Source organism: Pontibacterium sp. (genome assembly GCF_041587635.1).
Taxonomy (GTDB): domain Bacteria; phylum Pseudomonadota; class Gammaproteobacteria; order Pseudomonadales; family Balneatricaceae; genus Pontibacterium.
Map to the genome: position 1 here is coordinate 1 of NZ_JBFGYC010000084.1, position 10,272 is coordinate 10,272.

At 52.0% G+C, this 10,272-nt stretch carries 9 protein-coding genes and 1 pseudogene; 7 read left to right on the forward strand and 3 right to left on the reverse strand.

All coding sequences use genetic code 11. The features are described 5' to 3' along the window. Nucleotides 1-270: pseudogene (locus tag ABYW01_RS06490) on the reverse strand (Zn-dependent hydrolase); the annotation flags it as partial. Between the two features lie 38 nt (nucleotides 271-308). Next, on the reverse strand, nucleotides 309-944 hold the full coding sequence (pdxH, locus tag ABYW01_RS06495) for a pyridoxamine 5'-phosphate oxidase (protein WP_372831678.1): 636 nt from the start codon (nucleotides 942-944) through the stop codon (nucleotides 309-311). A gap of 229 nt (nucleotides 945-1,173) precedes the next feature. Here pdxH and ABYW01_RS06500 point away from each other — a divergent pair, with 229 nt between their 5' ends. Both ABYW01_RS06500 and ABYW01_RS06505 read left to right on the forward strand, forming a co-directional pair. Beyond that, entirely contained in the window at nucleotides 1,174-2,376 is a 1,203-nt protein-coding gene (locus tag ABYW01_RS06500) for an MFS transporter (RefSeq protein ID WP_372831679.1), read from the forward strand. A gap of 30 nt (nucleotides 2,377-2,406) precedes the next feature. Next, nucleotides 2,407-3,549: an Ldh family oxidoreductase gene (locus ABYW01_RS06505; protein ID WP_372831680.1), complete on the forward strand. Its 1,143-nt coding sequence runs from the start codon at nucleotides 2,407-2,409 to the stop codon at nucleotides 3,547-3,549. A 107-nt stretch (nucleotides 3,550-3,656) separates the two neighbouring features. Here ABYW01_RS06505 and ABYW01_RS06510 read toward each other — a convergent pair whose 3' ends face one another. Continuing rightward, nucleotides 3,657-4,541 carry a helix-turn-helix transcriptional regulator gene (locus ABYW01_RS06510; protein WP_372831681.1) on the reverse strand — a complete coding sequence of 295 codons (885 nt, stop codon included), beginning with the start codon at nucleotides 4,539-4,541 and terminating at the stop codon, nucleotides 3,657-3,659. A 201-nt stretch (nucleotides 4,542-4,742) separates the two neighbouring features. On the opposite strand from ABYW01_RS06510, the gene ABYW01_RS06515 reads away from it, so the two are divergent. The 5 genes from ABYW01_RS06515 to ABYW01_RS06535 all read left to right on the forward strand — a co-directional run. Continuing rightward, nucleotides 4,743-5,762 (forward strand): AraC family transcriptional regulator, encoded by a 1,020-nt coding sequence (locus tag ABYW01_RS06515; protein ID WP_372831682.1) that lies wholly within the window; start codon nucleotides 4,743-4,745, stop codon nucleotides 5,760-5,762. Nucleotides 5,763-5,932: 170 nt separating this feature from the next. Continuing rightward, nucleotides 5,933-7,327, forward strand: coding sequence for an aminotransferase (locus tag ABYW01_RS06520; protein ID WP_372831683.1), 1,395 nt, complete (start codon nucleotides 5,933-5,935; stop codon nucleotides 7,325-7,327). Nucleotides 7,328-7,395: 68 nt separating this feature from the next. Continuing rightward, a complete protein-coding gene (locus ABYW01_RS06525) occupies nucleotides 7,396-8,724 on the forward strand; it encodes an aminotransferase class V-fold PLP-dependent enzyme (protein ID WP_372831684.1) in 1,329 nt (442 codons plus the stop codon). Between the two features lie 49 nt (nucleotides 8,725-8,773). Beyond that, nucleotides 8,774-9,574 (forward strand): SDR family NAD(P)-dependent oxidoreductase, encoded by an 801-nt coding sequence (locus ABYW01_RS06530; protein WP_372831685.1) that lies wholly within the window; start codon nucleotides 8,774-8,776, stop codon nucleotides 9,572-9,574. A gap of 29 nt (nucleotides 9,575-9,603) precedes the next feature. Further along, a partial coding sequence (locus ABYW01_RS06535; RefSeq protein ID WP_372831686.1) for an SDR family NAD(P)-dependent oxidoreductase occupies nucleotides 9,604-10,272 on the forward strand: 669 nt, incomplete at its 3' end.

A 10,272-nucleotide genomic window follows, 5' to 3' on the forward strand; every position in this document is an offset into this window, starting at 1 on the left:
ATCGAGATGGCTACCCGTAATCACCGGTGGCAGATTGTTATCGCGACCGGGGCGTCGAGCGAAGATGTTGCCCATGCGATCGATGGTCACGGTACAGCCGATGTTTTCGCACCATTGAATAAAGAGATCCCGCCCGGCTCTATCCTCGTCGGTCAACGCCTGACGGTTACAGCCGCCGTTGGCCGTAGCGCCGATCTCTGCCATGGTTTGCAACCGCCTCCAGAGCCGTTCGCCGTTCGTCTCTACCGTCATCACGTCTGACTTTTTCATTATTACTTGTCCTGTTTTTGGGGTCTAAAAATGGGTCGTTATGGCGATAGTCGATCTATGTTCCAGCGATCGTTTTGGTCTCTCATATACTGGAATCTATCGTGTAATCGGCTTGCGCCACCTTGCCAGAACTCGATCTGCGAAGGATGTACCCGGTACCCACCCCAAAACTTAGGCAGTGGGACCTCACTGTTGGTGAAGGAGCGCTTGAGCGCTTCGAACTTGTCTTCGAGCAACCGGCGGGATGAGATGATCTTGCTTTGCTCGGATACCCAGGCGCCTAGCTGACTATTGCGTGGCCGCAGCAAAAAATAACGCAGGGTTTCTGCACGAGACAGCATGCTTGCCTGACCTGAAATGATCACCTGCCTTTCCAAACCCAGCCATGAAAACATCAGTGAGACACGAGGGTTTTCTTCAATCTGCTGTGCTTTTCGGCTACCCAGATTGGTGAAAAACACGAAGCCCTGATCATCAACGTGTTTCAGCAGCACATTGCGCAGAGAAGGTTGTCCGTTGCTATCAACAGTCGCGAGGCTCATGGCGTTGGGCTCGATCAGTTCGGCGTGTCGTGCATCCTCAAACCAACTTTCAAATTGCTGGTAGGGATCGGGCTCAAGTTCTGAACGTTGCAGGTTGCCCTGATAGTTTTGTCGAAGGTCATTAAATTTCATGGCCTCAGTTATCGCTTTTCAGTGTGAGCAGGGGAATACCACCGAGTGGGTAATAACCTATAGAGGGTATTGGGGCGATCTGGCAGCGCAGTTAAGCTGGAATTCAAATGGGATAAGTGCTGAACCGGTCTCTTAGGTCCAGTGTGAATAACACTGGCGACCTTTTATTCAGAGGCTCGCTCGGGATCTTCCATACTTACAGATGCCACTGAAACGAGAAAAAATAACAATGAAACAGCATCTCAGAGAAATCGATAGCCGTATTAGTGTGCTGGGTGCCTGCGCACTGGGTACTGCCGGTGTGAAAGTATTCGCCCTGTTACCCCTGCTACTGGGAACCATCGCTGAACATCTGCAGTTAGATGACGCAGCGACAGGCATGGTCGCCTCCCTGTATTACATCGCTTACTTTGTTGTCACTCTGACATCCGTGATCTGGATACGACGCGCTAATTGGCGTGTGCTGTCTATGGCTGGCGGAGGCTTAATGGTGCTGGGATTAGCCGGTAGTGCAACATTCAGCGAGTCCTATGAAGGCGTTATATTAGGCATGATGTTGTCTGGTCTAGGGGCTGCAGTAGTGTATGCGTTAAGCGTGACGTTGGTGTCCGATATGACGGATAAAGATCGACGGTTTGCCATTAAGTTGATACCGGAACAGATCATCCCGGCCGCGTTGATGTTTATGCTACCTGTATTGGTTATCGACGACTTTGGCCTAAAAGGCATGCTTTATGTTTTGGCGCTGGTGATTTTTGTGTTGGCGCTATTAAGTAGTGGCATACCGGTTCGTGGTCGAGCGCTTACGCCAGATAAAACAACGAAGAAGGCTGCTGGTGCATCAGTATTTATTGGATTAGGTGCGCTGGTTGTTTTCTTTGCAGGCTTTGCGGGATTGTGGGCATTTACCGAACGTCTGGCTCACGATGCCCTGGATCCGGTCGTGGTTGGACAGTTGCTGGCATTGGGATTGGTGTCATCAGCCGCCGGACCTTTTGTCGCCGCTATAGTGGGGGATCGTTGGGGACGTATAACTCCGATCATTACCGGTGTCGTATTAAGCTTAATCTCTATGTTATTGCTGGTGGGCCAGATCACCACATTCAAATTCGGTTTACTCATGGCTGTTTTCCCCGCCGCGTACTATTTCTCTCTGGCATATCTGTTCGGCATCATCAGTGATGCGGATATCTCCGGTCGTTTTGCTTCTCTAATCGCATCCGCATTGGCGCTGGGTGCAGCCGTTGGGCCGGGTGTGTTTGGTGTCATTCTGAATGGTAATGGGCATAACGCTGCCTATCTATTTGCCGCGATCATGATGGCGCTGGGCGCTCTGATGTTTATCTGGATGGAGCGACGCCTGGAGCGCGCGCATCTGGTCTCCTTCGAGGGGCAGATTGAACACTGTCCACATGCTGAAATTTCAAAATAAGAATCTAGCGACAGGAACGAGGATCTCTCAATGTCTGTGACTGAAACACGCACGGAAAATATCCATTTTCTTGAGTACGCTGTTAAGCGCGTATGGATGGCCGCCGGTGCCAGTGAAGTACACGCCGATCATGTGGCCAATGCCATTGGTTTTGCACACCGCCAGGGGAAACTGAATCAGGGGCTGGGTGTTTATGAGTGCATCGACCTGTGTCTTGAAGGTGGTGGCTTAGATATTAAGGCGATACCGGAAGTGATCAGCGAAGGGCCTGCCTGGGCGGTGGTCGATGGGAAACGTTCCTCCGGTTATTACGCGCTGAATGTGATGGCTGATCTGGCTATTAAGAAAGCTCGTACCAGCGGTATTGCCATTGTTTACGGGGGCAATCATTTTGATGGTGGTAGCTTTTCCGCCTACGTCTATAAAGCGTTTCAAGAAAATATGATGGCGATGGCATCGAACAATACGGTGCCGTTGGCAGCGCCCTTTGGCGGTATGGAAAACCAGCTGTCCTGCCCACCGTTTGATGCCATAGCTCCTGGCGGTGAGCAGCCTCCGGTATGGACATCAATTAAGTTTGCCGAGTTTTATGATGCTGATATTGCCGAGGCAGTATTGCAGGATAAACCCATGAAAGGTGAGTGGTGTATCGATCCTAAAAGCGGCGAAGTGACGGATGATGCGAGGCCTTATGCGAAACAGATCGATGGTTACGGACGTCTTTGGGATTACACGTGTGCCGGTCAGATTGAAACGCCGAGAACCTACGCGATGAATATGTGGAATGAGATGATGACAGCGATCATTAATCCGATTGGTATACCGTCTACTCAAATGCCAACCATCGACGATTTTGAGCATGCGGCAGAAGGTGAGAGCGAATTGGGGACCAGTGTCGGCGGCAGCTACTTCCTCTGTATCAATCCGGCAGTATTTGGTCCGATTGCGGCAGTGAAGGCGCGTTCAGATGAATATGTGAGCCAGATTAAAGCCTGTAAGCCCCGTCCCGGACAGAGCGTGCGGGTACCGGGTGAAGCGGGTTACAACAGCTTGCAGCAGGACAGCGATGAGGTTGAGGTGCTGACCAATCACTGGGGACCGTTTTTTGACAATATCGCCCATCGTTACGGATTGTCGGAACAGCAGCTGCGGGCTGAATTTGCTGTGGCATAACGTTTCTTGTCAGGGCTGGATGTTTCCCTACGCCCCAAAAGCCGGTATGTACCTGCATACCGGCTTTTGGGGCGTGTAAATCGTCTAATAAAGCACCGCTGATGTAGTTAGCTCGCCTTGCGGCATGGGTATTCGGCAAAGTAGTAGCTGAGCGGATCTTCGTCGCTGGTCAGGGGTGCTAAGGATATCGCGTCGAGAAACAACGAAAACAGTTCAGCCTGAGAGCTGATGTTCAGTTTTGTGTGAAAGCGTTTACGATGAACTTTGACCGTATCCGGGCTGATATCGAGGACACGTGCGATGGCTTTGCTGGAGTGACCTTTCAAGATAAGTCGAACCACTTCACACTCCCTTTCACTCAGGAAATTACGCCCAAAGTTCATAAAGGTCTTGTCCAGCGATTCTCCATACAGCGGTTGGTCACAGTCCACAGCACCGCCCAGCATCTCTATACCCACACCGTTTGCCGTCCAAAACTGCTCACAGATGCTGACCAGCATGGCGCTGATTGTCTGCAGATCCTTAAAGCGGATCTTCGGCGTGTCATTATCCTCGGCACGTAATCCCAGAGAAACAACGATATACAGATCAGGTGTTACACGAATCAGCAGGCTCGCTTCATCGCGCAGCTGTGTGCCAGCGTAATAACTGTGATAGTACTCACTCTGGTAGAACTCATCGGGGGCCAGGTCCGTCATGCGATAGATTCCGTTTGGTGCCTCGTTCTGACACAGGGCATAAAACGGATCCAGAAGATAGGCACCTTCAAAGTATGGGGTCAGGGTGCAACTGATCTGATCAGCAGGAAGGTTGCTGTAAACATGAACCGGACGGCGGTTGCGAGGATAGGCTGTTATCAGGGTGCTGTTGTAGCCGGAAACCAACTGGCATGCTTTGGCTATCAGGTGGGGGCATTTCTGATCCCCAGTGTGTTTTACCAGTTTAGCTAAAAGCGTATACCACTCGCTGGAGCCAAGATATTTGTCCGTCATAGCCTATCCTCGTGTTTGTTATGTTTATGCGAAATAGTCGACGTACGTTTGCGTAAGGCTGTCCTGATTAGCGTCGCCTGTTGCGTCTGTGTAACCACTAGTGGGTACGTTTGCTGCTATGTTGGAATCGAGAGTAATGCAGAATCCCGTTTTGGGTGATAGCATTTAAGCTCTATGCTAGTAGCATTTAGGACCAAATTTATGAAAGACAGAACTCAGGATCAGACGCTGGCGCTTTATGCCATCAAGGCTGTCGATGCCGCTGAAATCCGGGGTTTTGACTGCTCGAGCCACATTGCGGCAGCTGGTTTGCATCGGCATGATCTGCAGGACAGTCAGCAGTTGATTCCTGTGGAGAACTACCTGCGACTGATTGATCTGTTGATCACCGAATCGAAGGTTCAGGGGCTGGGGCTGAGTGTCGGCCAGCATACGGCATTGCCGGAACATGGTGTGTTGGGGTATGCCTTGTTGGGGAGCAAAACACTCCGACAGGCACTTGAACGTCTGCAGCGTTACGTGATCCTTTATGGCGAAATGCTGGAGCTGCAGTTGCAGCAGCAGGGTGATGATGCCTGGATCGCTGTGAGGACATTCAGACGGCCTCATATGTCCAATGCGGTGTGCTGTTATCTGACGGAAGAGCTGGTGGCGAACCTCTGTAATATCGGTCTCGATATTGAGATCGGCTATCAATGGTTTTCGCGGATTGAATTTGGATTCAGATCTCCCGGCTATCCGGAGGTGTATGCGGCTGAGCTGGGATGCCCGATCAGCTATGAACATCGGGAAAGTCGCCTGTATTTTCCCGCCCCATTGCTTGAGCATCCCTTTGAGTGTCGCAGTGAAAGGACCGATGTGCTGTGTGAGCAGCAGTGTGAAATGTTACTGAATGACCTGCAGTTGGAGCGGGGGTTGACCAGTGAGATCCACCACATGTTGGCGCGGGCACCAGAGAATATTCCTACCATCGACGAAGTTGCCACGGCATTTAATATGTCGATCAGCACGCTAAAGCGCCGATTATCTGATGAACAGATGACTTTTCGTCAGATTGTGTTGGATTTCAGGCTTGGGATGGCGAAAGCTTATTTACAGAAATCGCCCCTGTCGGCCAATGAAATTTCGGCCTTGTTGGGTTATTCAGATCCCCCCAGTTTCTATCGTGCATTCCGCAGAAAATTTGGCCTCTCCCCACAGCAGTACCGCGTTCAGATTTAATACGCTGATATCGTCTTTGAGCCCGTAAAAAGCCTGTAACGCCCGCCGTGCGTGCAACCCGTTACCCATTTCGGGTAACTACTCAGCCATTTTTTAAAGTGATTAGATGAGCCTAACAGTGGCGTGCCTGGATATCTCGGCCGCCCTTGAGAACTGGTTAGGAGAATCTAATGTCAATGCAAACCGAATTTGATGCCAAGCAACTTTGGCAGATGGATAAGGACCACTTTATCCATCCCTATACTGACTTCAGCACGTTTAAGAGTGAAGGCAGCCAGGTCATCGTTAATGCTGAAGGTGCCTACGTATCTGACACTGACGGTAACCGCTTTCTCGACGGTATCGCCGGTTTGTGGTGTGTAAATATCGGTCATGGTCGTCGTGAAATGGCAGATGCGATTTCCCAGCAGATCATGCAGATGGACTACTACAATCCATTTGGTCATACGACCAATGCCCCTGCGTCTATCCTGTCTGCCAAGCTGGCAGAGCTGGCACCGGGTGATCTGAATCATGTGTTTTACGGTTGTGGTGGGTCTGTGGCCAACGATACCGCGATCCGTCTGGTTCACTACTATTTCAATTTGCTGGGTAAACACAGCAAGAAGAAAATTATCTCCCGTGTTGATGGGTATCACGGCTCCACCTATCTGGCCGCCAGTCTGACCGGTATTCACGCCACTAAACACAGCTTCGATGGCATCGACGGCATGATTCACCATGTCTCTGCCGCCAACATGTACCGCCGCCCCGAAGGCATGGATGAAGAGCAGTATTGCGATTTTCTGGTCGCGGAGTTTGAGAACCGCATTCTACAGCTGGGGGCTGATAATGTGGCCGCATTCATCGCCGAGCCAATCATGGGCGCGGGTGGTGTGCTGGTGGCCCCGAAGGATTATCACAAGCGTATGTACAACGTGTGTAAGCAGTACGACATGCTGTATATCGCCGATGAAGTTGTCACCGCATTTGGTCGTTTGGGCCATATGTTCGCATCCGAAGCCGTGTTTGGTGTTCAGCCAGACATCATCTGTATCGCCAAAGGCCTGACCTCCGGTTACCAGCCGCTCGGCGCAACGCTGCTTTCCGACAGAATCTACGATGTGATCAGCGAACCACAGTGTGAGGGTGGTGTGTTGTCACTGGGCTTTACCTATTCCGGTCATCCGGTAGCCTGCGCCGCAGCTCTTAAGAACATCGAAATTATGGAGCGTGAGGGTATCTGCGATCAGGTTAAGGAGCTTGGACCATACTTCTATGAGAGGGCGCGAAGCCTGCAGGAACTGCCGATTGTGGGCGATGTGCGCGGTAGTCATTTCATGGTGGGTATTGAGCTGGTTTCAGATAAAAACAGCAAAGAAGGTTTTGATGCTGCGACCGGTTCGGCCATGCGTGTGTTCCAGCGTTGTCTGAACCGTGGTGTGGTTGTCCGTCCGATCGGCAACCTGCTTGTCCTTTCACCACCGCTGACACTGTCGAAAGAGCAGTGTGACGAGATCATCACGACCCTGCGCGAGAGCATCAAAGAGGTGTCGGCCGAACTGAAGGTTGCGGGCCTTCTGTAACCGTTTTATCCACCCGTGCCCCACGGTTTGGGGTACGGGTGCGACCTATCTCTGTTAGGGAGTGATACATGAAAAAAATAAAACCATCCGTATTTCCTAAGCAGCGCAGCAGCTCCGAGCAGATTCTGGAGCAGTTAGATTGCCTGAAGCAGGAAATGACTCCCGATACCGAAGGGAAGTTAAGCAGTAACTCACTGAAAGGTGGCGAAGATATTCAGGCTCTGATTGAACAGGCCTATCTGAAGTTTTTCTCCCACAATGCATTGTTCAGTTTCCAGCAGGCCGGCGCGGCGAAGCTGGAGAACGAAGTGATGGATATGTGTGTTGAGATTATGCACGGTGATGAGGAGTCCCGTTGCAACATTACCTCCGGTGGTACGGAGAGTATTTTCTGTGCCTTGCACGCCATGCGCGAACAGGCCAAGGTGACCAAACCCCATATCACTGAACCTGAAATCGTCGCGCCGTACTCCATCCATTCCACCTTTTCTAAGGGTGCCCACTTCCTCGGTATCAAGGTTATTCGTATCCCGGTAGGGGAAGACTTCCTGGCCGATGTAGCTGCGATGGAAGCAGCAATCGGGCCGAACACCATCGGTATCGCAGCGTCCGCTCCAAGCTGGCCGTACGGTCTGGTGGACCCTGTAGAGGAACTGGGACAGTTGGCGCTGAAACACGACCTCTGGTTCCACGTTGATGCCTGTGTGGGTGGTTACGTGCTGCCGTTCTTGCGTGAGGTGGGCTGCGATATCCCGCTGTACGATTTCCGCGTGCCAGGCGTATCGACGATCTCCGCCGACCTGCATAAGTACGGTTACGCAGCGAAGCCATGTTCAACCGTTTTATGGCGTTCTAAAACTGAACAGCAGTACCACTATGTACCGGTGACGGATTGGCCGTGTGGTTTGTATGTGTCCCAGTCGTTTGTGGGCAGTCGTCCGCTGGCGTCCACTGCGGCAGCGTGGGCCATCCTTAAGTATATGGGTGAAGAGGGGTACGTGGAGAACGCCCGTAAGATTCTGCATGTGAAGAATTCGATCCTCTCCAAAGTGGAAGCGATTGAGGGACTCGGCAGCTGGCCGACGCACGGCCCGTTGCTGATGATTCAGGCCAATGATGACCTGAACATCCAGCAGGTGGTGGGTGGCATGACCGAGCGCGGTTGGGTGTTGCTGGGTGTGAACGAACCGCCAGCAATTCATCTGACCATCGATCCCATGGAAGAAGATCTGCTGAACAAGTTCCTGCAGGATCTGGAAGAAGTCGTGGCTTCAATACGTGCCGGTGAGTTCGACACCGAAGGCATGCTGAGTTACGGCGGTGTGGGTGATTCCGGTACGGCACCCAATTGGTTGCTCGACTGTGTCGAATACATGGAAAAGCAGCAGAACCCGTAAGGGTGTGTTTGATGAACATGCTCCGGATTGAACGTTTAGAGAGAAGATTATGAAACCACTTCTTCAAAAAGTTGCGCTGGTGACTGGCGCGGGCCATCCCAAGGGTATCGGCCGGGCGATTGCGCTGAAGTTGGCTGAGCAGGGCGCAACGGTTGTTGTGACCGATCTGGCACAGGCGTCAGAGGATATGTCTGGCGCCGTATCACAGTTGAAAGGTCAGGGTGTCGAGGCGATGGCCGTGGCTGTGGATGTGACCCAAAAAACGCAGATCGAATCCTGTGTGCAGCAGGTACTGAATCGCTTTGGCCAGATCGATATTTTAGTGAACAACGCCGGTGTGGGTGTTGGCTCCAGCGACTTTACCGAGCTGAGTGATCAGGACTGGGAGCTGAGCTTCAAGGTTAATGTGAAAGGCGTAGCAGATTTCAGTCAGGCGGTGATCCCCGTCATGCAGGCACAGGGCGGTGGCAGCATTATCAATATTTCTTCCCTGCTGGGGCTGGGTGCCGTTGAAGCGATCCCCGCCTGTTATACCGCCACTAAGTTTGCGGTGATTGGCCTCACCAAACAGCTCGCGGTGAACTATGCCAAACAAAATATCCGTTGTAATGCCGTGTGTCCGGGATCCATCGTAACCCAGATGCACTCGACGACATTGGAACTGATTGCCGAAGAACACGGTATCAGCCTCGAGGAGGCTCAGGCGCTGGAAGATGCCAATATCCCAATGGGTTATTCGGCAGAACCGTCGGTGATCGGCGATGCGGTTGCTTATCTGGCAAGTCCTGCCGCACGTTATATGACCGGAGTGTCGCTGCCTGTAGCAGGTGGCATGTCGCCGGGTATCTGAACTAACTAGATCTAGAGAGGAAGCCATTAATGGATTCTTTTTTCTCCCTGAAAAACAAAGTGGCCGTGGTCACCGGTGGTGGTTCGGGTATCGGTAAGGCGGTGGTACAGCGTTTTGCCCGTGCGGGCGCCAAAGTGGTGATTGGCGATCTGAACGATTGCCCTGAGTTGGCGGCTGAGGTTGGGGGTATCTCTGTACCCACCGATGTGACAGAAGAACAACAGGTTAAGCAGTTAATGCAGACCGCTGTCGATCAATTCGGTGGTCTGGATATTCTGGTCAATAACGCCGGAATTTTTGCCAACTACCGTCAGTTGAAGGATGCCACCGCGGAAGATTTTCAGCGTTGCTTTGATGTGAACACCCTCGGGGCGTTCTATGGAATCAAACATGCGGCCCGTCTGATGAATGAAGGTGGCAGCCTGATCAATACCGCGTCTTACGCTGGTAAAACCGGTTTTATCGATCTGGGTTCGTACGGTGCATCCAAGTTCTCGGTGGTCGGCATGACACAAACCGCGGCACTGGAACTCTCGGACCGAAAAATACGGGTTAATTGCGTGTGTCCGACCTCAGTGAATACGCCGATGGCGCATGAAGAGGGTGGTGATGCGCTGTTAGCGATGGAAAAAACGCTGGTACCACTGGCACGTATTTGTGAACCGGAAGAGGTGGCGGCAATGATCCACTTTCTGGCA

What these genes read in the sequence shown, in the direction of transcription:
- pdxH (WP_372831678.1), bottom strand. Translation starts at nt 944, where the DNA reads ATGAAATTTAATGACCTTCGACAAAACTATCAGGGCAACCTGCAACGT.
- ABYW01_RS06500 (WP_372831679.1), top strand. Translation starts at nt 1,174, where the DNA reads ATGAAACAGCATCTCAGAGAAATCGATAGCCGTATTAGTGTGCTGGGT.
- ABYW01_RS06505 (WP_372831680.1), top strand. Translation starts at nt 2,407, where the DNA reads ATGTCTGTGACTGAAACACGCACGGAAAATATCCATTTTCTTGAGTAC.
- ABYW01_RS06510 (WP_372831681.1), bottom strand. Translation starts at nt 4,541, where the DNA reads ATGACGGACAAATATCTTGGCTCCAGCGAGTGGTATACGCTTTTAGCT.
- ABYW01_RS06515 (WP_372831682.1), top strand. Translation starts at nt 4,743, where the DNA reads ATGAAAGACAGAACTCAGGATCAGACGCTGGCGCTTTATGCCATCAAG.
- ABYW01_RS06520 (WP_372831683.1), top strand. Translation starts at nt 5,933, where the DNA reads ATGTCAATGCAAACCGAATTTGATGCCAAGCAACTTTGGCAGATGGAT.
- ABYW01_RS06525 (WP_372831684.1), top strand. Translation starts at nt 7,396, where the DNA reads ATGAAAAAAATAAAACCATCCGTATTTCCTAAGCAGCGCAGCAGCTCC.
- ABYW01_RS06530 (WP_372831685.1), top strand. Translation starts at nt 8,774, where the DNA reads ATGAAACCACTTCTTCAAAAAGTTGCGCTGGTGACTGGCGCGGGCCAT.